Here is a 25,593-nt window from a genome sequence, read left to right on the forward strand (position 1 = left end):
ATTGCCTAGAGGATGGCCGGGAAGGCCTGGCCGGCAAGGATCAGCGACAGAGCGCATCCCGTGACGAGCAGGTGACGCAGCAATGCCACCTTCTCGCCGAGGATATGTGTATCAGCCAGGGCGATTACCTTTGCCATGCGGTGCATTCTGGCGGTAAAATCCTAACGAGCCGTTAAGGGCCGTCTAGCGCAGGCTGCGGGGCTTCAATTGAGGCGCGGCATTTGCTGGCTGGCGCAATGGAAGCCGCCGCCGCCGGCAAGTACAGCATCGGCAGGCAGGCCGATGGTCTCGCGATCGGGGAACAGCGCGGCGATGGCAGCAACGCCGTCGCTGTCATGCGGCGAACCGAAAGTGGGCACAACGACCAGATTGGTGGTTATCGCGAAATTGGCATAGCTTGCCGGCTCAACCTCCCCGCCTCGCTCGATCCGTCCGGGTGAAGGGATGTCGCGCACTTTCAAGTCCGCCTCACACAGTCGCTGGCGCGCATCGGCGTAGATCGCGGCATTCGGATCGTCAGCGCCGGTCGCAAAGGGAAGGGCGACTTCACCTGGTGCAATGAATCGCGCCAGATTGTCGACATGGCCATCGGTGTGATCGTTGATGAGGCCATCGCCCAGCCAGACGATGCGTTCGAAACCGAGATCGCGTTCCAACGCCCGCTCGATGTCTTCGCGGCTCATCAAGGGATTGCGATTTGGGTTCAGGAGGCATTGCTCGGTGGTCAGACAGAGTCCGGTGCTGTCGCCATCGACAGCTCCACCTTCGAGCACCCAGTCTGCGGAAATTACGGGCAGGTCTGCCGATTTTGCGAGCTCGTCTCCGATCGTCTGGTCACCGTCTAGTAGGTATTTCTCGCCCCAGCCGTTGAAGCGGGCTCGCACAGCCATTCCGTTACCCAGGACCAGCGGCCCGGTATCGCGCAACCAGATATCGCCATATTTGCGCCTCTCGAGCGAGACCCTGTCCGAGACCAACCCGCGCGCCAGCGCCGCATTCGCTTCGTCGCGAACCAGCAGGCGCACTTCCTGCCCGCTATCGGCGACCGCGTTGGCGAAGGCAGCGATCTGTTCCTGTGCGCGCCCAAGAACGCCTGGCCATTCATCGGCCAGATGCGGGAAGCCGATCCACAGCCAGTCCTGCGGAGCCCATTCGGGCGGCATGGTCGCAATCATGGCCCTGCCCAGACGTACCTGGTCAGCAGCCCGCTTCGCTGGCGGCGCAGTCTTCGTCGCGGGTCGCGCGGAATTCGTCACCTTCGACCCAGTTAGGCCAGCTGGTCGAGTTCCCGAGGCTGCGGCCTAGGAGATAGAAGGTATCCATCAATCCCATGATGCCCGACCAGTCCCAGTTCTCGTCGAACTCGTCATTTGGGCTATGATATGGGCCAGCATAATAGGCATCCTGCACCTTGATGCCCGCCTCAGTTCCGCCATCGACGAGATCAAGCCCCGGATCGATGTACAGCATTGGCACACCGCGCTTGGCGAAGGCGAAATGGTCGGAGCGATAGTAGAAGCCCTTTTCAGGAGTCGGCTCTGGAGTCGCGACCAGCCCGGTCTGTGCCAGCGCAGCCTCGAGGAAGTCATCCAGCTCGCTCTTGCCGGCTCCAACGACCGTTACATCCTTGGCTGGGCCGCCCATCAACAAGGCATCCATGTTGAGGCCGCCCACGGTCTGGTCGAGTGGGAACACCGGATTGGTCGCGTAATGATAGGCACCGAGCAGGCCCTGCTCTTCGGCGGTTACCGCCAGGAACACCAGGCTGCGATCGGGCGCACCGGCCTTGCTATGTGCTTCGGCCAGCGCGACCAGCGCGGCCGTGCCGGTGGCATTGTCGATTGCGCCATTGCAGATATCATCGCCTTCATCGTCCGCAGGGCAAGTGCCCAGATGGTCCCAATGAGCGGTATGGATGATATACTCGTCGGGGCGTTCTGATCCCGGCAGCACGCCGATGACATTCTTGGTTGTGAGCGATTCGAAGCTGTTTTCGAACGAGAGCGAAGCCGCGATGCCCAGCGGAACCGGCTTGAAGTCCTTCTGCTTGGCAGCGGCTGTCAATTCGGCGAGATCCTGTCCGGCAGCGGTCAGGATTGCTTCCGCCACGCCCTTCTGGATCCAGCCATTCGCCAGCGTCTGGTCCATTCCCTTGTTCTCGCGCTGGGCATAGCCAGCCGGACCGCTCCAGGAGGATTCGACCACGTTCCAACCGTAAGCAGCCGGAAATTCGTCATGCACAATTAGCGCCGCTGCTGCGCCTTGCCTTGCAGCTTCCTCATACTTGTAGCTCCAGCGTCCATAATAGGTCATCGCCCGGCCATTGAAGTTGCCTTCGAGCCCGTCGGTTTCATAATCGGGATCGTTGACGAGGATCACGGCGGTCTTCCCCGTCATGTCCACGCCTTCGTAGTCGTTCCAGCCGCGTTCGGGCGCGTTGATGCCGTAGCCGACGAAAACCATTTCACTGTCTTCGAGGCTGATCTCTGGCACTTCGCGGTAGCTGACTGCGACAAAGTCCTTGCGCGGCTCGAACTCGAGATAGGCTGCCGGACCGCCGACGCGTAGGGTCGAGAAGTTGGAACCCTCGATCGTTACGATCGGGACATCCTGCGTCCAGCTGCCATTGTTGCCGGGTTGGAGACCGGCCTTTTCGAACCGGTCAATCAGCAGCGCGACTGTTTTCTCTTCACCGATGGTTCCCGGCATGCGGCCTTCGAACTCGTCGGAGGACAGCTCGCGCACGATGTCGCGCAGGGTGTCTTCGGAGATCTCGCCCATTGCGACATCGGGAATGTCGAGCGCGCTATCGCCCGTGGCGGAACATGCGGTGAGCAGGGTTGCGGCGGCCAGCGCCAGCGTGGTGCGTATCATGGATCTGCGTCCTCTCTCGGCCTCTGCGCCTGTCGGCGGGGCGTATGCGAATGGCGCTGTCTTGCAGAGGCGGTAGGCAAGGGCAAGAGCAAGCGGCCTTGCGTATAATCACTCCCAGCGGCAGGAGGCATTCCATGGATGCGGACTGGAACGGAGCGATCACGCGCGCAAGGGCGCATGCGCCGTTTCTTGCCCGGGCATTGGAGCTTCGACAAGACCTCGCTGAGTTACTCGCCGCAGGAGAGGGAGAGGCGGCGCTCGTTTTGGCCAAGCGGTCCGGCGGCCAAGTTCAGTCTAAAGCTATAGCGCTGCGGCGTGAGCGGCTCGGACTGGCACTGGTGCTCGCTATCGGTGATCTTGCCGGGGTCTTCCCGCTTGCGCGCGTGATGGAGGAGCTTTCGGAGTTCGCCGACCGCGCGCTCGATCAAGCGATTGCGGCCGCAATCTCCAAGCGGGTTTCGGATGTCGATCCGGCAGGGATGATCGGGCTCGCGCTGGGCAAGCACGGCGCCGGCGAGCTCAACTACTCCTCTGATATCGATCCGATCCTGCTCTATGATCCCGAAACGCTTCCGCGGCGCGAGCGTGACGAGCCGGGCGAAGCGGCGCAGCGTTATGCGCGCGATATCGTCGAAATGCTCTCGCAGAATACGCCCGAAGGCTATGTCTTTAGGGTCGACCTGCGGCTGAGGCCCGCATCGGAAGTCAGCCCGCTCGCCATCTCGCTCGATGCAGCAATGAGTCATTATGAAAGCTCTGCCTTGGCGTGGGAACGTGCGGCATTCATTCGCGCCCGCGCTGCAAGCGGCGATATCGAGCAAGGCCAGCGTTTTCTTGAGACCATTGCGCCCTTTGTTTGGCGGCGCAGCCTCGATTTCGGCGCAATCGAGGATATCCGCCGCCTGACCAAGCGTATCCGCGCGAACCAGTCTGGTCCGCAGGACGTGGCGCCGGGTTGGAATCTCAAGACCGGGCGCGGCGGTATTCGCGAAGTCGAGTTTTTTGCTCAGACCCACCAGTTGATCCACGGCGGGCGGGCCCCCGCGCTCAGGGTGCGCGGAACGCGGGCGGCGCTCGACGCGCTGGCTGCAGCGGGACATGTTTCTGGCGATGACGCGCATGCGCTGGGCGAAGCCTATGATCGCTTGCGCACGGTCGAGCACCGGCTGCAGATGGTGGCGGACCAGCAGACGCATAGCTTGCCCGGCGGGGACGCGCTCGAGAACGTCGCGCGGCTCGATGGCTTGTCCGGCGCCGGCGCATTGCTCGATGAACTTCGCTCGGTTCAGGCCGAAGTTGCGACGCGCTTCGATGCCTTGATCGATGATGATGACCCCAAAGGCCAGTCAGCGACGCAGGCAGGCGGCATCGCCGCCCAGTGCGAAGCGCTGGGATACGCCGAACCTGAGCGAGTCGCCCGCAGGATCGAGCAGTGGCGCGATGGGCGTTTTCGGTCACTCCGTAGCGAAGCGGCGCTGTCAGCGTTCGATGCCATGCTTCCCAACCTCCTCGAATCTTTCGCCGATGCTGATGAACCGGAGCAGGCATTGCTGCGGTGGGAATCGGTACTGGGCAATGTTTCGAGCGCGATCAACCTGTTCCGCCTGCTTGAGGCAAGGCCTGCACTGTTCGACCAGCTCGTGCATATCCTCTCGCTTGCGCCGCTATTGGCAGACGAGCTCTCGCGCCGACCGGAGTTGCTCGACACGCTGATCGACAAGAGCGCTTTCGACCTTCCCGGCAGCGCAGAGAACCTTGCGGGGAAGATGCGGGGCGGGGACCTTCGAAACGACTATGAAGCGCAGCTTGACCGGATCCGCATCGTAACCGGCGAAACCCGCTTCGCGTTGGGTGTCCAGCTGATCGAAGCAGCGCATGATCCGCTTGAAATCGCGGGCGCATTGTCGCGAACCGCAGAAGCCGCCTTGCAGGTTGCGAGCGAGGCCGCTGAAGAGGAATTCGCCAAGCAGCATGGTCGGATCGCAGGGTCCGAACCGGTGGTCCTTGGCCTTGGCAGGCTTGGCGGAGGCGAGCTCACTCACGCGTCAGACCTCGATATCATTCATTTGTTCTCCGGATCGCATGACGAGGAATCGGATGGCCCTCGTCCGCTCGGAGCGACACTGTACTTCAACCGCCTGGCCCAGCGGGTCGGCGCGGCGCTTAGCGTACCCACTGCCCAGGGCGCTCTTTACGAAGTCGATACACGACTAAGGCCGCAGGGTGCACAAGGCCCGCTTGCGGTGAGCTTCGACAGTTTCGAGAAATACCAGCGCGAAGATGCCTGGACCTGGGAGCATATGGCACTGACGAGAGCGCGCGTGCTGGTAGGCTCACAGCAATCACGCGATCGGTTGGAAGGATTCATCGCTGAGATTTTGGGGCAGGATCGAGACTCTTCCCAGCTCAAGGCCGATGTCCTCAAGATGCGCGGCGAGATGGCTTCGCACAAGGCGCCCGGCGGCACGCTTGACGCCAAACTCAGGCGCGGGGGACTGGTCGATCTCGAATTCCTCGTCCACTTCCTCCAGCTGCGCGACAAGGTGGGGCTGTCAAACGATCTGGACGCTGCGCTTGCAGCGCTGGCTGACGCGGGACTGGTCGATCAAGATCTCGCCGAAGCGAACCGCTTGCTTACCCGCGTGCTGATCTCATGCCGTCTTTTGGCTCCCGAGTTGGAAATACCCTCGCCGGCTGCCGGGCGTGTGCTGGCAAGCGCCTGCAAGCTGGAAAGCGCAGCTCAATTGGTTGAAGAATTTGACGCGGCTCGCCAATGCGTTGCCCGCAACTGGCATCGGACTTTCGACGAAGAACTGGAGACAGGAACATGAGCAGCACGCTCGAAGCAGGCGATCCATTCCCCGATTTCACTATGGAAACGCCAGATGGCGGAACCGTCAATCTTGCCGATTTCAAAGGTAAGAAGCTGGTGTTGTTCTTCTATCCGAAGGACAATACTCCCGGCTGCACAACCGAGGCGAAGGATTTTACGGCGCTCAAGCCGAAATTCGAGAAAGCCGGAGTCGAGCTGCTGGGGGTGAGCAAGGATTCGGCGAAGAAACACCAGAACTTTATCGCCAAGCATGATTTGAAAACACCGCTGGCAACCGACGCGGAAAAGGGTGGTCTCTCCGATCTGATCGGCGTGTGGACCGAAAAAAAGAACTACGGTCGCACTTACATGGGGATAGTGCGCACCACCTTCCTGATTGATGAGCAGGGCAAGGTGGCGCGCGTTTGGAACAAGGTGCGCGTGAAAGGCCATGCGGAAGAAGTTCTGGAGGCCGCCCGATCTCTTTGAGCGTTTCTTCGGCAATCCGTGCTGCGCTCCTGACTGGCGAACCGCATGCCAAGGTCATGGCGACGCGCGAGGTCGCGCGTGACTGGCGGCTGGGGCGGCTCGTCTGGAGCGTCGACTGCGCGATGCCCGCCCAGCCTACGTGGCCCGATCAGCCGGAGCTCTTGCCCCCTAACCAGATGCCCAGACGCAGCAAAGGCGGTTCGGGGCGCGGGCGGGTCGCTCTGTGGCACGCACTGGCGCATATCGAATTCGTTGCGATCGACCTCGCGCTCGATATGGCGGGTCGCTTTGGCGAACAAATGGGCGAGGAGTTCATCTCGGACTTCCTCGCTGTCGCAGCCGATGAAGCGATGCATTTCGCATTGCTGGATCGCAAATTGCGCAGCCTTGGGAGCCATTATGGAGCATTACCCGCGCATGCGGGCCTGTGGCAGGCAGCGCAAGAAACGGCGCACGCAGTCGACGCGCGATTAGCAATTGTTCCGATGGTGCTCGAGGCGCGAGGCCTTGACGTCACGCCGTCAACCTCGGAGCGAGTTCGCTCTCAGGGAGACGAACATGGAGCGCGGATTCTCGAACGAATCCTTGACGACGAAATTCGCCATGTGGCGGTCGGGACAAAGCATTTTCTGCGAATTTGCGATGAAATGGGAGAATCGGCCCAAAATCATTGGCAAAATCTCGTAAACGCTCACTTCAAAGGGCGTTTGAAGGCTCCATTCAACGACTCGGCGCGTGAAGCTGCCGGACTACCGCGCGAATATTACGCTGGTATTGCTTCGTAAAGATTTGTCCCGATAAGCCCAAACTCACGAAGGAGCCGGTGGTTCCGAGTAAATTTAAAAATCTGCGGAAGGGGTAATCTGCAGGGAGCGACCGGGAAACCCCGGAGTTCAATTAAAGGACGGGTCTTTGATCGTATCACCAGCCGTAAGGCGCATTTTCGTAGCTGCATTCGCGAGCTTCCTGTCATTGGCAGCAAGCCCGGCAGCTGCCCAAAGCAACGTAGTAGCCGCCGAAGTCACGACCAATGTCACCGCAGCCGCGCCCCACGGCCTGGCCGCGCCTCAGGACGAGGAATTCGCGAAACTCTTTGCCAATTGGGAAGCGCTCGACGCGCGTGGCAATGGCGAGATGGTGGCGAAATACAAGGTCAACATTCCCTCGCAAATGCCGCTCGAAAACGCATTGCTCACTAGCGATTACGGCATGCGCACCCACCCGGTTCTGGGCGGGCGACGCAATCACAAGGGTGTTGATCTGGCTGCTCCGACGGGAACGCCAGTCTATGCCACCGCTGACGGTGTAGTCGAGCGGGCAGACTGGTTCTCGAGCTACGGACTGTTCATCCGGATTGAGCACGGTGCCGAATTGGAGACCCGGTATGCGCATCTTTCGCGCCTTACCGTTGCGGCTGGCGAGCGTGTCAGCAAGGGCGATCTGATCGGCTATGTCGGTAGCACCGGCCGTTCCACCGGTCCGCACCTCCACTACGAAGTGCGTATTGCCAACAAGGCAGTGAATCCGATGCCCTACATGGTTGAAACGCAGGCGCAGCAGCGCTTCGCGCTGGCCGTCGGTGAGGGTGGCCGCGGCGGTCCGGAGTGAATTTTTGAGATACTGACCCCGAAAAGGGGCGGCGGACGCTTTGGAGAGGGTGTCCGGTAAAGGAGGCGGCAGGGAAACCTGCCGCCTTTTTTGTTAGGTTGTTTTTGCTTGCCGCTGCGCGCGGGCGCTTTAGGTTTCGAATCGGAACGAGAGAGCGCTGCGGCCAGTATGTCGCAGGCACGAGGAGAGACAATGAGCATGCATCCGGTACATCACGCGAAATCCCGCCCCGATCGTCCCGCGATCATTATGGCGTCAAGCGGTGAGAGCGTGACTTATCGCGAGATGGATGAGGATGCGAACCGGATTGCCCGCCTCTTGCGCGCGCGAGGGTTTGGCCGCGGAGACAGCTTTGCGGTCTTGATGGAGAACAACCTTCGGTTTCTCGAGATCGTTTGGGGATCGCAGCGGACGGGCACCATGATGGTGCCGGTTTCGACGCGGCTGACTGCTCCTGAAATCGCCTATATTCTCAATGACAGTCAGACAAAGTTGCTGATCACGTCCCCTAAGTTCGCCGAAGTGCTTGAAGGCGTCCGCGCGGAATGCGCCGACCTAGATGTGCTCATCGTAGGCGGCGGCGGGGAGGATGATTTCGATGCTGCGATGATGGAGCAGGATGCGGGTGAGCTTGAAGACATGTTCCCCGGACTGATCATGCTTTATTCCTCGGGTACGACTGGCCGGCCCAAGGGCGTGCGGCCGCCCGATCCGGCCGATGACGAGCCCATCGATCAATCCTCTCCTTTTCTTGCATTGGCGACCATGGCTGCCGGAATGCCAATGGATGGGGACATGACCTATCTCTCTCCTGCGCCGCTCTATCATGCGGCGCCCATTGCCTGGTGCAGTGCCGTCCACCGACTTGGCGGCACAGTGGTGGTGATGGAGAAGTTCACTCCCGAATCCGCGCTGGAAGCGATCGAGAAACATCAGGTCACGCACAGCCAATGGGTGCCGACCCACTTTGTGCGCATGCTCAAGATGCCCGAGGAAGAGCGCACACGCTACGACCTATCGTCGCACAAGGTGGCAATTCATGCGGCGGCTCCATGCCCGGTCCCGATCAAGCGCGAGATGATCGAGTGGTGGGGGCCGATCATCACCGAATATTACGCCGGTTCCGAGGGGATCGGCATGACCATTCTCGGGAGCAAAGACTGGCTAGAGCATCCCGGCTCGGTCGGCAGGTCGCTCTACGGCATCATCCATATCTGCGGACCGGACGGCGAAGAGGTGCCCAGAGGCACGGATGGGGTGATTTATTTCGAGAACGAAATCCTCCCGACCTACCATAATGATCCCGACAAGACGAAGGATGCGATGCACCCCAAGGGCTGGATGACGCTCGGTGATATCGGCCACATGGACGAGGATGGTTTTCTCTACCTGACCGATCGCAAGAGCCACATGATCATCTCGGGCGGGGTCAATATCTATCCGCAGGAGATCGAGAACCTGCTGGTAACGCATGACAAGGTGATGGATGCAGCGGTGATTGGCGCTCCCGACGAAGATCTGGGCGAGAAAGTCGTTGCGGTGGTTCAGCCGATCGACATGGGTGATGCCGGCGATGCGCTGGAGGCGGAGCTGCGTGAATTCCTCGCTCCCAGTCTGGCGCGGATCAAGATGCCAAAGCTGTTCGATTTCCGGCCTGATCTTCCGCGCGAGGCCAATGGCAAGCTCTACAAGCGCGAATTGCGAGACGAGTTCGCAGCCAAGGCTCAGGAGCAGGCCTGATGGCATCCGCTTCGCGCAATGCGCTGGACCCGCAGACGGCGCGTATGGTGATCGATCCCGGTTCCTATGCCGAATGGGATCCGCTGCTCGACAGGTTTGATCGCCTGCGCGAAGAAGCGCCCGTCGCATGGGTCGAACCCGGCGAAGAGCTCAGCCACCCGCCCTTCTGGCTCCTCACGCGATATGAGGACGTAATGCATGTCTCGAAAGACAATGCGACCTTTCTCAACAACCCGCGCACTGTGGTTTTCTCGCTCACCGATGGAATAGAATTCGCCAGGCAGTTCAGCGGGGGGAGCGAGCATATGGTGGCGAGCCTCGTCACCTATGATGCTCCGATCCACATGAAATACCGCAAGCTGACGCAAGACTGGTTCATGCCGCGCAACCTGCAAACGATCGAAGATGAGGTGCGCCAGATCGCCCACGCTGCGGTGGATCGGTTGGTCGCAGCCGGGCCCGAAGCCGATTTCGTGAAGCTCGTTTCGGCACCCTACCCGCTCCACGTCGTGATGCAGATCCTGGGTGTGCCCGAGGAAGATGAGCCGCGGATGCTGATGCTCACCCAGCAGATGTTCGGCGGATCGGACGAAGACCTCAATCAATCGGGTATGAAAGACTTGCCTCCCGAAGCGATCATGCAGATCGTCGCCGGGGCAGTGCGTGATTTCGAGGCCTATTTTGCCCAGCTGACTGCGGAGAAACGCGCCAACCCGACCGGCGATGTCGCGAGCACGATTGCCAATGCGACGGTCGATGGCGAACCGCTCAATGATCGAGACATGATGGGTTACTACATCATCATTGCAGCAGCCGGTCACGACACGACTTCGGCCAGTACGGCAGGCGCGATGCTGGCACTGGCGCAGGATCCCGAGCAGTTTGCGAGAGTAAAGGCGGACCGTTCGCTGCTCGCGGGCATTGTCGAGGAAGCGATCCGTTGGACCAGCCCGGTGCAGCATTTCATGCGCACCGTGGCCGAGGATACCGAAATCGGTGGACAGAAGATGGCCAAAGGCGACTGGCTGATGATGAATTATGTCGCGGCCAATCACGATCCGGCGCAGTTCGAAGATCCGCGCCGGTTTGATGCTGCGCGTTCGCCCAATCGCCATCTCGCCTTCGGGGCGGGCGCGCATCAATGCTTGGGCTTGCATCTCGCTCGGCTTGAGATGCGAATCCTGTTCGAAACGCTGCTCGACCGGATCGAGAGCGTCGAATTGGCAGGCGAACCGAAGCGGTCCCGCTCGACCTTTGTCGGTGGGCTCAAGACGCTGCCGCTACGCTTTACTGCAGGATGAGGTAACGCTTTCGCCACCTCGGATTGATATCCGGATACGGTAGGCAGGAGACGGTCATGGGCGCTTGGGGAGCAGGTTCGTTCGACAATGATACGGCGATGGATTTCGTCGCTGATATCGAAGCCTTGGACGATATTCGGGGCGCATTTCGTGCATCCAACGAGAAGGGGCATGCGCTGATTGTCGAAGAGATCGATAGCGATCTCTCGTGCCAGATCATAGTCGCGGCGGAATGCGTCGCAGCCATGCGTGGCCATCGCTCCAAGGATATGCCTCGCGAACTTGCCAAGAGAGTCCATGGCTTTGGCAAGCCATCGCTCGAGCTTTACGAGCTGGCGCGCAACAATGTCTCGGCGGTGATGAGCCGGAGTGAGCTCTGCGATCTGTGGGCTGAAAGCGACTCAGGAGATTGGAACCGGGCGATGACCGAGTTGATGGAACGGCTCGGCAAACCGAAAGAGAAGGTCAAGAAACCGCGCAAGAAAAAGGCGACGCCCAATCCATCGCCATGCATGTTCTGCGACAAGCCCATGGGAGACGGCGCATTTCATCAGCTCGACGTCACCATCAGTGATGATGAAATTTCTTCGATGAGGATGGGTGGCTGGATCCACCTCCAGTGCCTCAATGCGGCGCTGCATCCCAAGCACATGATCCAGTCTTGGCCGTTCGATGATGAACTTCTGGACTGGATTGTCGCGCGCAGCGATGCCGAGCGCGAGGCGCGAGAAAAGGGAGATTGATCAGCGCTTGAGCAGTCGCTCTGCCATCGCGCGAACTTCTTCGCCCATGTCTTCGCGTTCCAGCGCCAAAGCGAGCGTCGCCTCGACAAAGCCAAGCTTGCTTCCGCAATCGAACCGGCGGCCTTCGAATGTCACAGCATGAAAGGGCTGGGTGCCGATCATCTTTGCCATTGCATCGGTCAGCTGGATCTCGCCCCCTGAACCCTTGCCCTGCCTTTCAAGAGTGCGCATCACTTCGGGCTGGAGGATATAACGCCCCGATACGATTTTGTTGGAAGGTGCCTGATCGACTGGCGGCTTCTCGACGAGACCCTTCACCTCGGTGAGCGCGCCATGCTCCGAACCCGGATCGATCACGCCATAGCTTGAGACTTCCTCGTGCGGCACTTCGAGCACGCTGATCAGGTTGCCGCCGACCTGCTCATATGCTTCGACCATCTGCTTCATGCAGCCGGTTCCGCCGCCCGCGTGCGGCACCATCAGTTCGTCCGGCAAGAAGATTGCAAAGGGCTCATCGCCAACAATCGCTCGCGCGCACCAGATCGCGTGGCCGAGACCAAGCGGCACTTGCTGGCGCACGGTAATGATGTCGCCTGGCGTGGCTCTTGTCGGCTCGAGCACAGAAAGATCCTTGCCGCGCTCGCCCATGGTCGATTCGAGTTCATAGGCCACGTCGAAGTGTTCGACGATCGCGGTCTTGCCGCGTCCGGTCACGAAGATCATCTGCTCGATCCCCGCCTCGCGTGCTTCGTCCACCGCGTATTGGATCAGCGGGCGATCGACGATCGGGAGCAGCTCCTTCGGGATTGCCTTGGTCGCAGGCAGGAAGCGCGTGCCCAGTCCGGCGACAGGAAAAACAGCCTTTTTGATCGGTTTACGCTCGTTCATGGCGATCACGGATAGCAGCGCGCGAGCGCATATCAAACGGGCATCTTGCCGCGGTGGCGAAACGCGCTAAACGCTGGATATGGACAAGCTTCTCATCAGGGGCGGCAAACGCCTCAGCGGAACGATCCCGGTTTCCGGGGCCAAGAATGCCGCCCTCACCCTCATCCCCTGTGCATTGTTGACCGATGAGCCGCTCACACTGCGTAACCTTCCCCGGTTGGCCGATATCGACGGCTTCCAGCACCTGATGACGCAATTCGGCGTCTCGCACACGATCCAGGGCAAGCGACCGGAGGATTTCGGGCGGGTGGTGACGCTTGAGGCGACGCGGGTGACCTCAACTGTCGCGCCCTACGATCTGGTGCGGAAGATGCGTGCCTCGATCCTTGTGCTCGGTCCGATGCTGGCCCGTGCGGGAGAGGCGACGGTCTCGCTGCCCGGCGGTTGTGCGATCGGCAATCGCCCGATCGACCTGCACTTGAAGGCGCTTGAAGCGATGGGCGCGGAGATCGAGCTGGCGCAGGGGTACGTCAAGGCGATTGCGCCCGATGGCGGCTTGCCCGGCGGCGAATTCGACTTCCCGGTCGTGTCGGTCGGAGCGACCGAGAATGCGGTGATGGCGGCGGTGCTTTGCACTGGCACCACCAAGCTCTTGAATGCTGCGCGCGAACCGGAAATCGTCGACCTCTGCAACCTGCTCACAGCGATGGGTGCGGAAATCGAAGGAGTGGGAACGTCGGACCTCACTATCCATGGCGTTCCGCGCCTTCACGGCGCGACCTACCGCGTGATGAGCGACCGGATCGAGGCGGGGTCCTATGCCTGCGCTGCGGCGATCACGGGCGGCGATGTCCTGCTTGCAGGCGCAAAGGCTGACGAGATGTCCGCCACCAATCATGCATTGCGCAATATCGGTGTATCTGTCGAGGAGGAGAAGGGCGGACTGCGGGTCTCCGCAGATGGCCCCCTCAAGGCGACCAATCTCTCGACCGCGCCCTATCCCGGCCTCGCAACCGACATGCAGGCGCAACTGATGGCGCTGCTATGCAAGGCCGACGGGACCAGTGTGCTCAAGGAAACCATCTTCGAGAACCGCTACATGCATGTCCCCGAACTCAAACGCATGGGCGCCGACATTGAAGTCGATGGTCGCACTGCCATTGTGCGCGGGGTCGAGACGCTGAACGGTGCAGAAGTGATGGCGACCGACCTGCGGGCATCGATGAGCCTGATCATCGCGGCTCTTGCAGCGGAAGGTGAAACAACCGTGCGCCGAATCTATCACCTTGATCGCGGCTACGAACGGCTGGAAGAAAAGCTCCAGCTCGCCGGTGCCGATATCGAGCGTGTTGGTGACGATTAGGAGGTTAGATCTCGCGGCCCATGCTGACCCGCGGCTCGATCTCGAATCCTAGAGAGCTATAGAAAGTCGTTACAGGTTCGTTGCCGGCCCTGATTTGCAAATTGACCTTCTGGCAACCCAGGGCTCGCAAGCGCTGGCAAGCATGCTCGACAAGTGTTGCACCTACGCCGTTACGCCTCTCGTCGGGATCCACGGCGACAGCATAGAGCCAGCCGCGATGGCCATCGTATCCAGCCATGACCGTCCCGACAATTTCGCCTGATTCATTTTCCGCGATTAGGATCAGATCCTCTCCCAGCTCTTTACCGAGGGCGATCTTGGCAGGGATCGATTGCGCCGCTTTATTGCGCGGGGGATCATCGGGAAAGCATTCGCGCCACAACCGGTCTATCCCTGCCAGATGGCGATCCTGAAACGGAACGATCTTCATTGTGACACAAGCCACACGCGGACTGCGCTAGCCAGACCGGGCGGCGTGTCCGAACGAATCCGTTCCTCATCGATACGCGCGACCAAGGCGTTGATCGCGATGCCTTCGCTGTCCGCCGCCTCCACCAGCATGTCCCAGAAAATTGGCTCGAGGCTGATCGAAGTCTTGTGGCCCTCGATCTGGACCGATCGCTTGACCGGGGGGTGGTAGGGGGGCTCCAACCGCGCTGACTTAATACATATGCTGGCCGCCGTTGATCGACATGGTCGACCCGGTGACAAACTCTGCATTATCGCCAGTCAGGAATGCGACGCCGCGCGCGATTTCCTGAGCTTCGCCCAACCGGCCGACCGGGATCTTGGCAACGATTTTCTCGAGCACCGGTTCAGGCACCGCGGCGACCATGTCGGTATCGATATAGCCGGGGGCAATCGCATTTACGGTCACACCGAACTTCGCGCCTTCCTGCGCCAGCGCCTTGGTGAAGCCGTGGATGCCGGACTTTGCCGCGGCATAGTTGACCTGGCCGTATTGTCCGGCCTGGCCGTTGATAGAGCCGATATTGACAATCCGGCCCCAACCGCGATCGCGCATGCCGGGAAAGCAGGCCTTGGCCATGTTGAAGCACCCGCCAAGGTTGACACGCATGACATCGTGCCAGTCATCATAGCTCATCCGGTGAAGCGTCCCGTCCCGAGTGATCCCGGCGTTGTTGACTACAATATCGACTTCGCCGAATTCCTCGGCGACCGCCTTGCAGCCAGCGAGGCAGGCTTCGTGATCACCCACGTCCCATTTGTGCGCCGCAATGCCGGTGCGTTCGGTGAAGGCTTTTGCGGCATTGTCGTTTCCGCCATAATTGGCGATCACCGTGCGCCCCTGTTCTTTGAGAGCCAGGCTGATGGCTTCGCCGATCCCGCGGGTTCCGCCGGTGACAATTGCTACACGTGTCATTGTCTCGATTCCTTAGTCTGCCGCCTCTCCGCCCGCTTCCTTATGCGCTCAACAGGCACGGGCCAAGCAAAACCCCGCCGGAGCGGGGCCAAAAGCGGGAATTCCGTAAGGGAAATTCTTGGGGCAACCCAAAAGGCTGTTAGAACCGGAACTGGGTCCCGACATAGACTGCCTGGTTATCCTGCACCGCATCAGTCAGCGGAGCGAGGCGATCACGGTCCTGTGAAAGGCGAACGCCCGCGGTCACATCGAGGTTGCGAGTTACACGGTAAGCACCGCCAACATCGACCGACTGCTCGCCTAGGCCCTGGAGCGTGTTAGGCGTGCGGCCAGCCCGCTCTTCCTCTTCCAGTGCAATGCGCGGCTGGAATCGGTTGGGCTTCTCAGGCGCAGTTGCTTCACGCGGCTTGAAAGTCGCCAGGTCGGGCATCGAGAGGCGATTCACATTCTTGGGCAACGCGATCGGTTTGGCAAAGCTCTGGTAACCGCGCGAGACACCAAGGTTATAACGGGTCGGCGCTAGGGTCACGGTGCCTTGGCCCATCTGCGATGCAGCCGATTGCAGCGCGCTACGCACTGTAATCGCGCGCGCTGTCTCATCATCCACGCGAACTGCAACAGTCACGCTGCGCGACGAGCGAGTGCCCAGTTCCGCAGGAGTAAAGCGGATACCCTTGTCACGCGCCACCTTGGCAACGCGCTGTGCGAGCTGGGGATCGACCTTGGCCGGCGTAAACTGGGCCAGTGTGGCCTCCGAAAGTGAAGGTGCGGTGAGACCGGCGGTCGCCACCGCAAGACCGGCGCTGGGAATTGCGAGAGCCATTGCGGCACCAGCCAGCAATGCGGGGAAACCCCCGCTCTTGCCGCTTGTATGACGCTTCTTGCTCATCAGTACCAACTGCCTCGTTATCTTGACCCTTAAACCCGCCAGCGCCTGAACCGCGCCTGACAAATTAGTTGAGCCACCATGTCGTAGCGACTCGGACCAATGTATCGACATATCTGGGTAAGCGCTTCATCACTGATTTTCCAGCTTTTCCACAAGCCTGCACCAAAATGAGAAGACTCACTGTTGCGGCGAACCCACACTCGGCTTGCCAGGCCAGCCACGGTTAAGCACAAGTTCACCGCTGGAATCGGCAAAAGGCGCGGTGCAGACCAGGCCATTCACCGCTTGCCGCCGGCGCTCGGCCTGTATAGGTCACCGATTGAATTTCGCGGCGGGCCCAAGGTCCCGGCAAGACAGGAAACCTACTATCACCATGTCGAAGATCGCTCTCACCCCTTCCCAGAATCTCACTCGCGGCGCCCGTGTGCTGACCGGCTGCGTGGCTATTGCCGCGCTCGCGGCCTGCGGCGGCAACAAGGATCGCCCACGCGCAGATCTCGCCGCAAGCCAGGTGACGACTATCGGGGTAAATTCCTATCTGTGGCGCGCCGCGCTCGAAGCGGTGAGCTTTGCGCCGCTGCTCCAGGCAGACAGCAATGGCGGTGTGATCGTGACCGATTGGTATGCCAATCCGAGTAATCCGGGCGAGCGCGTGAAGATGACGGTGACGATTCTCGATCAGGACCTGCGGGCTGACGCCCTTCGTGTCGCCGCCAGCCGGCAGGTGGCACAGGGCGGCGGATGGGTCGATGCACCGGTTCAGGCAGCTACGGTCCAGAAGCTTGAGGACATCATCCTTACCAAGGCGCGCGATCTTCGCCGCAAAGCCATCAGCTGATCTTCGGCTGATCCCCTCACACTCTTGACTTCACCCCCGATCGGGGGACGGTGGCACCCATGAGCGAGACCCCATTCGATCCGTCGCAATCCGACGGGCGCTGGCAGCGTGCCTGGGACGAGGCGCGCGTATTCGAAGCTGATAGTTCCAGCGACAGGCCGAAGAGCTATGTCCTTGAGATGTTTCCCTATCCCTCGGGCCGGATCCACATTGGCCATGTGCGCAACTACACGATGGGTGACGTGCTTGCGCGCTACAAAGCCATGCGGGGGCACGAAGTCCTGCATCCGATGGGCTGGGACGCCTTCGGCATGCCGGCAGAGAACGCTGCGATGGAGATGGGCGTCCACCCCGGCGGATGGACGCGCGACAATATCGCCAACATGAAGGCGCAGCTCAAGCGGCTCGGCTTCGCGCTCGACTGGAGCCGCGAGCTTTCGACGTGCGAGCCGGAGTACTACGGTCATGAGCAGGCGCTGTTCATCGATATGTACGAATCTGGTCTGGTTTATCGCCGCCAGAGCGAGGTCAATTGGGACCCGGTCGATATGACCGTGCTTGCCAACGAGCAGGTGATAGACGGCAAGGGCTGGCGTTCTGGTGCCGAGGTTGAGAAGCGCAAGCTCGACCAGTGGTTCTTCAAGATCACCGATTTTGCGGAAGATCTGCTCGCCGGACTGGGCGAACTGGAGAACTGGCCGGATAAGGTTAAGCTGATGCAGGAGAACTGGATCGGCAAGTCCGAGGGGCTGCAGTTTGGTTTTGAGTTGTCGAATGGCGAACAGCTCGAAGTCTATACCACCCGTCCGGACACGATCTTTGGGGCAAGTTTCGTAGCGGTAGCTGCGGATCATCCGCTCGCTCAAGCAACAAGCGCAGCGAACCCGCAAGCCGCGGAATTCATCGCCCTTTGCAAGCGCGGCGGGACCACAGCGGCGGAGTTGGAAACGGCGGAGAAGCTCGGCTTCGAAACCGGGATAACTGCCCGGCATCCTTTCACCGGCGAAGCGCTGCCCGTGTTCATCGCCAACTTCGTGCTGATGGATTACGGCACCGGCGCAATCATGGCCGTGCCCGGCCACGACCAGCGTGACTTCGAATTTGCAACCAAGTACTCCCTGCCTATTCCGCGCGTGGTAGCGCCCTCGGCAGACGACGCTGCAAGATCATTCGCTGGCGAAGCAGAACCGGGTGACGGTGTAATCGTCAACTCCGCGTTCCTTGACGGGATGAGAGTGGAAGACGCCAAGCGTGAAGTGAACGCGCGGGCCGAGGCCGAGGGCTGGGGCAAGGGGCAGACCGTATGGCGCCTGCGCGATTGGGGAGCGAGCCGCCAGCGCTACTGGGGCACCCCGATCCCGTTCATTCATTGCGAGACCTGCGGCGTTGTCCCGGTGCCAAAGGACCAGTTGCCCGTTGTCTTGCCCGAAGACGTCGACTTCAAGACGCCCGGCAATCCGCTCGAACGGCATCCCACATGGAAACATGTCGATTGTCCAAAATGCGGTGCTGCAGCTCGCCGCGAAACTGACACGCTCGATACCTTCATCAATTCATCGTGGTATTTCCTGCGTTTTGCGAGCCAGCCTGAAGATCGGCCGTTCGATTCGGAGGAAGTCGCCAAGTGGCTGCCGGTCGAGCAGTATATCGGCGGGATTGAACATGCGATCTTGCACTTGCTTTACGCCCGGTTCTGGACCCGTGCGCTGGCGCGGATGGGCCAGCTCGAAGTGCGCGAACCGTTCGCGTCGCTTTTCACCCAGGGCATGGTGACCCACGAAACCTATTCCCGCAGGGAAGGCGAGCGTGAAATATATTTCACGCCCGACGAAGTTACCAAGAAGGGCGAGAATGCGATCCTGATCGCGGATGGCGAACCGGTCACGGTCGGCCGCGTCATCAAGATGTCCAAGTCAAAGAAGAACACAGTCAATCCCGACACGATCGTCGCCCAATATGGCGCCGATGCGGTGCGCTGGTTCATGCTCTCCGACAGCCCGCCCGAGCGCGACTTGCCATGGTCGGAAGCCGGAATCGAAGGCTGTGCACGCTTCGTCCAGCGTCTGTGGCGGATGTTCGGACATTATGATGCTGCTGCGGGCGGAAACGATAAGGATCTTGCTCGCAAGTTCCACCAGACCATCGCTGCTGTGGGCGAGGATATTGAGGCTCTTTCTTTCAACAAGGCAGTTGCGCGGCTTTACGAACTGACCAGCGCGATCGAGAAGGCGGAGCCCTCGGCCACGCGAAGCGAGGCCATCGCCGGAGTCATGCTGCTGGTATCACCCATGATGCCGCACCTCGCCGAAGAGGCGTGGGCGCAGGCAGGCTTTGAAGGTCTGATCGCAGAGGCGGCTTGGCCGCAGTTCGACGAGGCACTGCTAGTTGAGGACGAGGTAACGATCGCGGTTCAGCACATGGGCAAATTGCGCGATACGCTGAAGGCTCCCAAGGGTGCCGCGAAAGAGCTGCTTGAAGAAATGGCGCTCGCAAGCGAGAAGGTGCAACGCTCCATCGATGGGGCAGAAGTTCGCAAGGTGATCGTGGTGCCCGACCGGCTGGTCAATATCGTGACATGATGCGCGCGCTGGCTATCTTGCTTGCGGCGACGCTTTCGGCCTGCGGCCTGCAGCCGATGTATGCGGGCGGCGGGAGCGGCGTTGTGGCGCAGGGCCTATCCGAGATAGTGGTCCCGGCCATCCCCGGCCGCCGCGGCTGGTTGGTGCGCAACGCGCTCGAGGAACGATTGGGTGTCGCAGGCGAAGGTTCGGCGCGGTATCGCCTGGATGTGAGGCTCGACGACGATCTCGAAGCGCTGGGCGTCCTGAACGACGATACAATCTCGCGCGAACGACGGATACTGCGCGCACGCTACCAACTGGTCGATATCGCTTCAGGCGACATCCTTCTCGATGACACCGCTGGCTCCGATGCGGGCATCGATGTCGTGTCGAGCGAATATGCCACCATCGCCGCCGAGCAGACCGCGCTGGAAAACCTGTCACGCGAAATTGCCGACCTCATCGTCACCGATATCTCGCTGGCACTTCGACCCAAGCCATGAAGAAGGCGCAATGAAGGCGACCCAGCGTGACTTCGCATCGGTAGCCCAGCGCGCCGCCCGCGAATGTTCGGTATTTTTCTTTTGCGGACCGGATGAAGCGGGGGCTTCGGCAGCGGCGGACCGCATCCTTGAGCTGATCGAAGATCCGGGAGAGCGAGTCGAGATGAGCGGCGCGCAATTGCGCAAGGATCCGATCCTGCTGGGCGATGAGGCGCGGTCGACCTCCTTGTTCGGCGACAAACGCCATATCTACGTGCGCGCCAACGGCGACGAGACGCTCGATGCGGTGGGCAATTTGCTGCTCGGTTCAGGTGAGGCGTGCCCGGTAGTCGTGGTTGCCACCTCCGCCACCGACAAGTCGCGCACGGCCAAATTGTTGGCCACACGCAAGGATGCGTTGGTCGCGATGTTTTGGCCGCCAGACCTTTCAGCGGTGGCGGCATCGGTTCGCACCATGGCGGGAGCGGTGGGACTCAAGCTTGGCGGCGACATGGCGGAGCGCATTGCCCGCGCGGCGAACCTCGATGTTCGCCTCGCCAAATCCGAAGTCGAGAAGCTGGCGCTTTACCTTGACGCTTGCCCGCAGGCTCCAGTCACAGCGGACAGCGATGCGCTCGATGCGATAGGCGCTTCGTGCGAAGAGGATGGTTTCATGCCGGTCGTCAATGCCGTTCTATCTGGCGATGCCCGGAAAGTTCCGGCCGAATTGCACCGAATGCGCGAACTCTCGCTCAATCCAGTCGGCTTGTTGCTCGCTTTCGAACGGCGAGCGGCCCAGTTGGCACGGGTTGCGGCCGCGTTGGGGCCGCGCGGCAGGATGGGAGATCTCGATCGCGGCAAGAAGGCTGCTCTCGGCATCTTCTTCCGCGATGAGCGCGATATCGCCACGCAGCTGGGCACTTGGCGCGGACTTCGGCTCGACCGGCTGACCAAACGGCTCACGGCGCTGCATCAATCGTTGCTCGCCAACAGCCAGGCGGCGGAATTGCTGCTGGCGCAAGAACTCACCGAAATCGCTCGCTTCGCGGCCCGGAGGTAGGATTATCATCTGTTAATGGTTAAGCCCGCACCCTCGTAATACCACCTAGATTCCGGTAGCCTGCGCGCAAAACGGGTCCGCAAAGGCGAACGGTGTGACGGGAGATTTCCACGATCCGCAAGAGGCGTTGGCGCAGGCGAAAGCCGGCGTGCCGCCGCTTGTGCGCTCGCGCGAACGATGGCGGCTTTGGGCATATATCGGATTGCTAGTGAGCGATCTTGGCTTGCTGTTGGCCGCATTCCTGGCGGCCGGCTGGCTTCGCGATGGCATCTTTCCCCACCCCACGACTTTTGAGCAGGCACAGTTGTTGCTGCCGATTTACTTCACGATTGCCCTTTACAACTCGACCTATTCGTTGCGCGCGCTCGAAGACGCGCGCTTCGCTATAGGGAGGGCAACGCTGGCGCTGCTTGTTTCCGCCGCGCTGCTCAACTTCGTGCTGTTCTATGCCAAGACCAGTGCACTTTATTCGCGGCTCGCGTTCACTCTTGCGATGGGCATTGCCTTCGTACTGATCTCTGGCTCTCGCCTTCTGGCCCGCCGGATGATCAGGCAGCGCTGGCGGGACCGAACGGCCAATATCCTCGTTATCGCAGATGGCGGCCCAGAAATTGACCTTAAGGGTGCAATGCTGGTGCGCGCGCAGCAGGTCGCGCTTGATCCCGCATCACACGACCCGCACGCGCTCGACCGCCTCGGCCGATATCTTTTGAACCAGGACAAAGTGATAGTAAGCTGCCCTCCGGCGAAGCGCGAACAATGGGCCTGGGTGCTCAAAGCAGCCGGAGTGACGGGCGAAGTGGTGAGCGAGAATGCTCACGCTGCAGGTGCGATTGGTGTCACGCGCTATGAAAGCGCCGGAACAAGCGCGTTGGTGGTCTCGATGGGCCCGCTTGGCATGCGGGCAAGGGCGATAAAGCGCGGGTTTGATGTAGTTGTGGCTGGCGGCGGCCTCTTGGTTATGACTCCTGTGATGCTCATCGCCGCGCTGGCGATAAAGCTGCAGGATGGCGGGCCGGTGTTGTTTGTCCAGCACCGGGTCGGGCGCGGAAACCGGCTTTTCCCGATGTTCAAGTTTCGCACCATGAAGGCAGGCATTCCGGGCGTCGACGGTGCTCGTTCGGCTAGCCGCTACGACGAGCGGGTGACCTGGATCGGGCGGATGCTGCGACGCACGAGCATCGACGAGTTACCACAGCTCTGGAATGTGCTGCGCGGCGAGATGGCGATCGTCGGTCCGCGACCTCACGCGCTGGGTTCGCTGGCGGGGGAGAAGCTGTTCTGGGAAGTCGATTCGCGATACTGGCATCGTCATTCCCTGAAGCCCGGTTTGACCGGTCTTGCGCAAGTGCGCGGCCTGCGCGGAGCCACCGAACAGGAGATGGACTTGGCGGTTCGCCTCCAGGCCGATCTCGAATATATCGCGGGCTGGAACCTGTGGCGCGACATCGCGATAGCGATCCGTACTCTGTTCGTGCTTGTCCATCGCCGGGCTTACTGAAGGTGCGCTAGCCCGCTTCGCTTAACCATTGCCCGATCATCGCCGAACTGTGCGCCGTCTTTCTCGCGCGCGAAGAGCTCGCTGCCTGTGCCGTCTCCGCCATTCGCCTGATGAGATGGGCTGGGTTGGCCACCGTCTTACCGAGACGTGCGAAGCCCACCGCAGCTGCTTTGGCCAAGCCGCCGGTCGTCCTGGCAGCTTCGAAAGCTGCGAAGCTACGCGTATCATGCCGACCTGCCGATGGTTGAAGCAGCAGCGCCGAAGCATGGCTGACGGCAGCGAGAGGTACCTCGAGCGGGCATTGGGCTTGCTTCAGTAGACCGGGCACTCGCCAGTGATCGACCAGCGCGAGCGTGAGCGCCCCACCGCGACGATAGCCCCCAGTACCAGCCTTGCGCCAGAACTCGGGCCAATCAATCTGCGATGAGCGAAGCAAGTAGTCGATATCGCTGAGCAGGAGCGGCCCCACTTCGAAGCGGTGGCTGTAGGCGGCGTGGATCGCCAGGTGCGCAAGCATGTCGTTTGGGGCGAGATAACCAAGGCCATCGGAACTGTTGCGCTGGGTATGCGCGAGCAGCTCGGCATCGCGGGTAGGCGGCGTAGGCCATTCCATGCTGCCAGGCGGCTCCCACGCATGTGCATGTAGTTCGGCTACCGTTCCGGAGTCCCCAACAAGTGGGGGGAACTGCTTGTTGGCTGCCGCAAACGCCTCGGGATCGTCAGGGAGCGGATCGATCGGCTTGAGCCCCTGCGCAAGCAGCACCTCGAGAGCGCTTGGCGCATCGGCTTCGGCGACCAACAGGTCGATATCGCGAAGCACGCGCTCTGCTGGAGCCGGATAGGCATGCCAAGCCAGCCATGCTCCCTTGAGTGCGATGCTTTCGATTCCGGCTCCTTCGAGCGCGCGCGTCAGGCTGAACAGGTCTCGGCGCTGCACCAAACCCGCTAGAGCGTTGACGCGATACGCTGAAGACCAGTTCCGGGCGATGTCACCCGGCACCTGCGGAACGATCTCGCCGCGCTGCATTCGGCCGTGAAGGTGCGGTTGCAAGCGCTGGTCGGCGGCGATGCGGTCGATCTCCTGCCATTGCTCATGAGTCAGCGATGAAGTCTGGCGATCAGTCGGACCGAGGAGCCGGAGGAGAGCCTCGTTGAAGTAGGAAGGCGCAGTGGCCTCGGCCACAAACCTTCTCGCTCAATCTTGCGGGACTGAGAATGTCCCGCTCACCCGGCCATTGCCGCCGCTGCTGGCGCCTTCGCCGGTTGCGGAAGAAGATCCGGAAACCCGTCCGTCGACACTTGAGACGCCGCTCGCCAGATCGATAACCAGCCGCCCGCCGTTGAGCGTATCACCGCCGCGCTTTAATCGCACGTCGCCTGCCATGGTGATGATCCGGCGACCAAAGTCATAAACCGCAACGTCGCCGCTAGCCGCTTCGTTGCCGCGCGAGACGGTGACGCCGCCCGTCGCCATGATCCTCTGGATTTCAAGCCCGCCGGCATCGCTGTAATTCACCAGCGTACGTGCGGCGCGCATCGTCAGACCGGCCTGGGTGATGTTGACATTCCCGGAGAGCACGACGCGATCCTGCCGGTCCTGCAGCTCGATACGATCGGCGGCATAGTTCACGGGCGCGCGCGAATCATGCGCGGAGATGGCCTGCGCGTTCAATTGCATCGCGCCGACACTCGCTAGCGTCAGCGTAAACCCGGCGAGGCCCCAACGGGCCGCAGTGCGAAATAGCAAATTCATTACGGCATCCTCAGTTCACCGGGTATCATGCGCACCCGGGCATCGCCAGCCAATTGCAGCGTCCGTTCGTCAACATTCACGATGATGCGGTTAGCGGAGAATGTCCCCGCCGGAATAGCGCCTTCCACTCCGCCATCGCCCGTCATCGTTCGCTCGCCCAGATCGACCAAAACATCGCGCACGATCATCCGGTAGCCATCGGAAGCCACCAGCCGAACCGGGCCATCGACGGTCATCATCTCTGCATCGATATTGTAGGATCCGCGCGTTGCCGAAAGGCGGGCAGGGCCATCGTCGAGCATAAGCTGCGCAACCATGTTCTGCATCCGCACGATGCCTTCCTTGCTCGACCTCTGCACCGCTTCGCCGGCGGTGAGCGAGAAGGGACGATCCTGATCATCTCGCCCGCGATACATTGCATTATCAACCCGCAGACGCTCGTCGATAACCGCCACCTTATTGCGATCGAGTAGGAAGCTGATTTCGCCGCGCGGGCTGAGCGGGGTGATGACCATCAGCGCGGCCATGATGCCGACTGCCATCGGCAGTCCGCGCGACAGTACGTGAATCAGGCGGTCATGGCGACCGCCGGGGGCAGCGAAATGGCGGCGCTCATCGCGCAGCTGCTTCGCTTCTTCCGTTTCGATTCGCCGTTTGATGATCATGGGCTAACCGTGGCCTATCCCGGCTTACGCATGGCTGAAGATGTCGTGATCGGCCCAGCCGGCGATATCGAGCCGCGCGCGCGTGGGGAGGAAATCGAAACAGGCCTGCGCCATCTCCATACGCCCTTCGCGTTCGAGCCGCTCAACCAGCACCGCATGCATCCGGTGGAGAAAACGCACGTCCGACGCGGCGTATTCTTGCTGCGCATCGCTCAGCTCGCTCGCACCCCAGTCGCTCGACTGCTGCTGCTTGGACATGGATTCTCCGAGCAGCTCTTCGACCAGGTTCTTCAGCCCGTGACGGTCAGTGTAGGTCCGTGTCAGCTTGCTGGCGATCTTGGTGCAAAACACCGGCGCTGCCATCACACCGAGATAGTGCTCGATCGCGGCGAGATCGAAACGCGCGAAGTGATAGAGCTTGAGCCGGGCCGGATCGGCCAGCACTGCTTTGAGATTGGGCGCGGCATAGTCGCTACCGACCGCGAAACGCACCAAGTGCTCATCGCCCCCGCCGTCGCTGATCTGGACCACGCACAGCCGGTCGCGCGGGGTGATGAGGCCCATGGTTTCGGTATCGACTGCGACTGGGCCCTCGGCGAGGACACCTTCGGGCAGGTCTTCTTCGTGAAAATGTACTGTCAT

25 protein-coding genes are annotated in these 25,593 nt (G+C 61.1%); 13 read left to right on the top strand and 12 right to left on the bottom strand.

Features of this window, described 5'->3' with window-relative positions; translation table 11 throughout:
• Positions 1-5: 5 nt before the first annotated feature.
• The 3 genes from ACEWMW_RS05195 to ACEWMW_RS05205 are packed head-to-tail and all read right to left on the bottom strand — an operon-like array spanning position 6 to position 2,874.
• Complete coding sequence (locus ACEWMW_RS05195; RefSeq protein ID WP_409412829.1) at positions 6-146, bottom strand: hypothetical protein; 141 nt, start codon at positions 144-146, stop codon at positions 6-8.
• 57 nt (positions 147-203) lie between these two features.
• The gene (locus ACEWMW_RS05200; protein ID WP_409412830.1) at positions 204-1,175 is read right to left on the bottom strand and encodes an agmatine deiminase family protein; all 972 of its coding nucleotides are present in this window, start codon (positions 1,173-1,175) and stop codon (positions 204-206) included.
• A gap of 22 nt (positions 1,176-1,197) precedes the next feature.
• Positions 1,198-2,874, bottom strand: a complete 1,677-nt coding sequence (locus ACEWMW_RS05205; protein WP_409412831.1) for a M28 family metallopeptidase — start codon at positions 2,872-2,874, stop codon at positions 1,198-1,200.
• Positions 2,875-3,008: 134 nt separating this feature from the next.
• Here ACEWMW_RS05205 and ACEWMW_RS05210 point away from each other — a divergent pair, with 134 nt between their 5' ends.
• The 7 genes from ACEWMW_RS05210 (at position 3,009) to ACEWMW_RS05240 (ending at position 11,567) form a co-directional block, all read left to right on the top strand.
• The gene (locus tag ACEWMW_RS05210; protein WP_409412832.1) at positions 3,009-5,705 is read left to right on the top strand and encodes a bifunctional [glutamine synthetase] adenylyltransferase/[glutamine synthetase]-adenylyl-L-tyrosine phosphorylase; all 2,697 of its coding nucleotides are present in this window, start codon (positions 3,009-3,011) and stop codon (positions 5,703-5,705) included.
• Complete coding sequence (locus ACEWMW_RS05215; protein WP_409412833.1) at positions 5,702-6,175, top strand: peroxiredoxin; 474 nt, start codon at positions 5,702-5,704, stop codon at positions 6,173-6,175. The genes ACEWMW_RS05210 and ACEWMW_RS05215 overlap by 4 nt, the downstream gene beginning before the upstream one ends.
• Entirely contained in the window at positions 6,166-6,960 is a 795-nt protein-coding gene (locus ACEWMW_RS05220) for a ferritin-like domain-containing protein (protein ID WP_409413608.1), read from the top strand. Before ACEWMW_RS05215 ends, ACEWMW_RS05220 begins: the two co-directional genes overlap by 10 nt.
• Before the next feature lie 127 nt (positions 6,961-7,087).
• Positions 7,088-7,783: a M23 family metallopeptidase gene (locus tag ACEWMW_RS05225; protein WP_409412834.1), complete on the top strand. Its 696-nt coding sequence runs from the start codon at positions 7,088-7,090 to the stop codon at positions 7,781-7,783.
• A 198-nt stretch (positions 7,784-7,981) separates the two neighbouring features.
• Positions 7,982-9,523 (top strand): acyl-CoA synthetase, encoded by a 1,542-nt coding sequence (locus tag ACEWMW_RS05230; protein ID WP_409413609.1) that lies wholly within the window; start codon positions 7,982-7,984, stop codon positions 9,521-9,523.
• Complete coding sequence (locus ACEWMW_RS05235) at positions 9,523-10,824, top strand: cytochrome P450 (RefSeq protein ID WP_409412835.1); 1,302 nt, start codon at positions 9,523-9,525, stop codon at positions 10,822-10,824. The genes ACEWMW_RS05230 and ACEWMW_RS05235 overlap by 1 nt, the downstream gene beginning before the upstream one ends.
• 56 nt (positions 10,825-10,880) lie before the next feature.
• Complete coding sequence (locus ACEWMW_RS05240; RefSeq protein WP_409412836.1) at positions 10,881-11,567, top strand: DUF4259 domain-containing protein; 687 nt, start codon at positions 10,881-10,883, stop codon at positions 11,565-11,567.
• On the opposite strand, the gene ACEWMW_RS05245 is transcribed toward ACEWMW_RS05240, so the two are convergent.
• A complete protein-coding gene (locus ACEWMW_RS05245; RefSeq protein WP_409412837.1) occupies positions 11,568-12,455 on the bottom strand; it encodes a UTP--glucose-1-phosphate uridylyltransferase in 888 nt (295 codons plus the stop codon). It abuts the gene before it with no gap.
• 79 nt (positions 12,456-12,534) lie between these two features.
• Between ACEWMW_RS05245 and murA the strand changes: the two genes are divergently transcribed.
• Entirely contained in the window at positions 12,535-13,818 is a 1,284-nt protein-coding gene (gene murA / locus ACEWMW_RS05250) for a UDP-N-acetylglucosamine 1-carboxyvinyltransferase (protein WP_409412838.1), read from the top strand.
• 4 nt (positions 13,819-13,822) lie between these two features.
• Here the strand turns inward: murA and ACEWMW_RS05255 are convergent, their stop codons facing one another.
• The 4 genes from ACEWMW_RS05255 to ACEWMW_RS05270 all read right to left on the bottom strand — a co-directional run bounded on the left by ACEWMW_RS05255 (position 13,823) and on the right by ACEWMW_RS05270 (position 16,091).
• A complete protein-coding gene (locus ACEWMW_RS05255; protein ID WP_409412839.1) occupies positions 13,823-14,248 on the bottom strand; it encodes a GNAT family acetyltransferase in 426 nt (141 codons plus the stop codon).
• The gene (locus tag ACEWMW_RS05260; RefSeq protein ID WP_409412840.1) at positions 14,245-14,469 is read right to left on the bottom strand and encodes a ribbon-helix-helix domain-containing protein; all 225 of its coding nucleotides are present in this window, start codon (positions 14,467-14,469) and stop codon (positions 14,245-14,247) included. Before ACEWMW_RS05260 ends, ACEWMW_RS05255 begins: the two co-directional genes overlap by 4 nt.
• Positions 14,470-14,479: 10 nt before the next feature.
• A complete protein-coding gene (phbB, locus tag ACEWMW_RS05265) occupies positions 14,480-15,202 on the bottom strand; it encodes an acetoacetyl-CoA reductase (RefSeq protein ID WP_409412841.1) in 723 nt (240 codons plus the stop codon).
• Positions 15,203-15,341: 139 nt separating this feature from the next.
• Entirely contained in the window at positions 15,342-16,091 is a 750-nt protein-coding gene (locus ACEWMW_RS05270) for a hypothetical protein (RefSeq protein WP_409412842.1), read from the bottom strand.
• Between the two features lie 373 nt (positions 16,092-16,464).
• Between ACEWMW_RS05270 and ACEWMW_RS05275 the strand changes: the two genes are divergently transcribed.
• The 5 genes from ACEWMW_RS05275 (at position 16,465) to ACEWMW_RS05295 (ending at position 22,533) form a co-directional block, all read left to right on the top strand.
• Positions 16,465-16,929 (top strand): DUF3576 domain-containing protein, encoded by a 465-nt coding sequence (locus ACEWMW_RS05275; RefSeq protein ID WP_409412843.1) that lies wholly within the window; start codon positions 16,465-16,467, stop codon positions 16,927-16,929.
• 59 nt (positions 16,930-16,988) lie between these two features.
• Positions 16,989-19,508: a leucine--tRNA ligase gene (leuS, locus tag ACEWMW_RS05280; protein ID WP_409412844.1), complete on the top strand. Its 2,520-nt coding sequence runs from the start codon at positions 16,989-16,991 to the stop codon at positions 19,506-19,508.
• Positions 19,505-19,993, top strand: coding sequence for an LPS assembly lipoprotein LptE (lptE, locus tag ACEWMW_RS05285; RefSeq protein WP_409412845.1), 489 nt, complete (start codon positions 19,505-19,507; stop codon positions 19,991-19,993). Before leuS ends, lptE begins: the two co-directional genes overlap by 4 nt.
• Positions 19,994-20,003: 10 nt before the next feature.
• The gene (locus tag ACEWMW_RS05290; protein WP_409412846.1) at positions 20,004-21,032 is read left to right on the top strand and encodes a DNA polymerase III subunit delta; all 1,029 of its coding nucleotides are present in this window, start codon (positions 20,004-20,006) and stop codon (positions 21,030-21,032) included.
• Between the two features lie 94 nt (positions 21,033-21,126).
• Positions 21,127-22,533, top strand: a complete 1,407-nt coding sequence (locus tag ACEWMW_RS05295; protein WP_409412847.1) for a sugar transferase — start codon at positions 21,127-21,129, stop codon at positions 22,531-22,533.
• 7 nt (positions 22,534-22,540) lie between these two features.
• Here the strand turns inward: ACEWMW_RS05295 and ACEWMW_RS05300 are convergent, their stop codons facing one another.
• From ACEWMW_RS05300 to ACEWMW_RS05315, 4 genes are read right to left on the bottom strand one after another with little or no spacing between them, the layout of a single operon-like run.
• A complete protein-coding gene (locus ACEWMW_RS05300) occupies positions 22,541-23,716 on the bottom strand; it encodes a nucleotidyltransferase domain-containing protein (protein WP_409412848.1) in 1,176 nt (391 codons plus the stop codon).
• Between the two features lie 12 nt (positions 23,717-23,728).
• Positions 23,729-24,286, bottom strand: coding sequence for an LptA/OstA family protein (locus tag ACEWMW_RS05305; RefSeq protein WP_409412849.1), 558 nt, complete (start codon positions 24,284-24,286; stop codon positions 23,729-23,731).
• A complete protein-coding gene (lptC, locus tag ACEWMW_RS05310) occupies positions 24,286-24,951 on the bottom strand; it encodes an LPS export ABC transporter periplasmic protein LptC (RefSeq protein WP_409412850.1) in 666 nt (221 codons plus the stop codon). The genes ACEWMW_RS05305 and lptC overlap by 1 nt, the downstream gene beginning before the upstream one ends.
• A 24-nt stretch (positions 24,952-24,975) precedes the next feature.
• On the bottom strand, positions 24,976-25,593 hold the full coding sequence (locus ACEWMW_RS05315; protein ID WP_409412851.1) for a ribonuclease D: 618 nt from the start codon (positions 25,591-25,593) through the stop codon (positions 24,976-24,978).

Origin of the sequence: Litorerythrobacter xanthomarinus (assembly GCF_046254955.1) — a bacterium.
In the GTDB taxonomy this organism is placed as follows: Bacteria; Pseudomonadota; Alphaproteobacteria; order Sphingomonadales; family Sphingomonadaceae; genus Qipengyuania_C.

Coding starts and splice junctions, on each gene's coding strand:
- ACEWMW_RS05315 (WP_409412851.1), bottom strand. CDS start 25,593: ATGACAGTACATTTTCACGAAGAAGACCTGCCCGAAGGTGTCCTCGCC.
- ACEWMW_RS05200 (WP_409412830.1), bottom strand. CDS start 1,175: ATGATTGCGACCATGCCGCCCGAATGGGCTCCGCAGGACTGGCTGTGG.
- ACEWMW_RS05195 (WP_409412829.1), bottom strand. CDS start 146: ATGCACCGCATGGCAAAGGTAATCGCCCTGGCTGATACACATATCCTC.
- ACEWMW_RS05230 (WP_409413609.1), top strand. CDS start 7,982: ATGCATCCGGTACATCACGCGAAATCCCGCCCCGATCGTCCCGCGATC.
- ACEWMW_RS05235 (WP_409412835.1), top strand. CDS start 9,523: ATGGCATCCGCTTCGCGCAATGCGCTGGACCCGCAGACGGCGCGTATG.
- ACEWMW_RS05240 (WP_409412836.1), top strand. CDS start 10,881: ATGGGCGCTTGGGGAGCAGGTTCGTTCGACAATGATACGGCGATGGAT.
- leuS (WP_409412844.1), top strand. CDS start 16,989: ATGAGCGAGACCCCATTCGATCCGTCGCAATCCGACGGGCGCTGGCAG.
- ACEWMW_RS05290 (WP_409412846.1), top strand. CDS start 20,004: ATGAAGGCGACCCAGCGTGACTTCGCATCGGTAGCCCAGCGCGCCGCC.
- ACEWMW_RS05205 (WP_409412831.1), bottom strand. CDS start 2,874: ATGATACGCACCACGCTGGCGCTGGCCGCCGCAACCCTGCTCACCGCA.
- ACEWMW_RS05210 (WP_409412832.1), top strand. CDS start 3,009: ATGGATGCGGACTGGAACGGAGCGATCACGCGCGCAAGGGCGCATGCG.
- ACEWMW_RS05305 (WP_409412849.1), bottom strand. CDS start 24,286: ATGAATTTGCTATTTCGCACTGCGGCCCGTTGGGGCCTCGCCGGGTTT.
- ACEWMW_RS05275 (WP_409412843.1), top strand. CDS start 16,465: ATGTCGAAGATCGCTCTCACCCCTTCCCAGAATCTCACTCGCGGCGCC.
- ACEWMW_RS05215 (WP_409412833.1), top strand. CDS start 5,702: ATGAGCAGCACGCTCGAAGCAGGCGATCCATTCCCCGATTTCACTATG.
- murA (WP_409412838.1), top strand. CDS start 12,535: ATGGACAAGCTTCTCATCAGGGGCGGCAAACGCCTCAGCGGAACGATC.
- ACEWMW_RS05245 (WP_409412837.1), bottom strand. CDS start 12,455: ATGAACGAGCGTAAACCGATCAAAAAGGCTGTTTTTCCTGTCGCCGGA.
- ACEWMW_RS05255 (WP_409412839.1), bottom strand. CDS start 14,248: ATGAAGATCGTTCCGTTTCAGGATCGCCATCTGGCAGGGATAGACCGG.
- lptC (WP_409412850.1), bottom strand. CDS start 24,951: ATGATCATCAAACGGCGAATCGAAACGGAAGAAGCGAAGCAGCTGCGC.
- ACEWMW_RS05270 (WP_409412842.1), bottom strand. CDS start 16,091: ATGAGCAAGAAGCGTCATACAAGCGGCAAGAGCGGGGGTTTCCCCGCA.
- lptE (WP_409412845.1), top strand. CDS start 19,505: ATGATGCGCGCGCTGGCTATCTTGCTTGCGGCGACGCTTTCGGCCTGC.
- phbB (WP_409412841.1), bottom strand. CDS start 15,202: ATGACACGTGTAGCAATTGTCACCGGCGGAACCCGCGGGATCGGCGAA.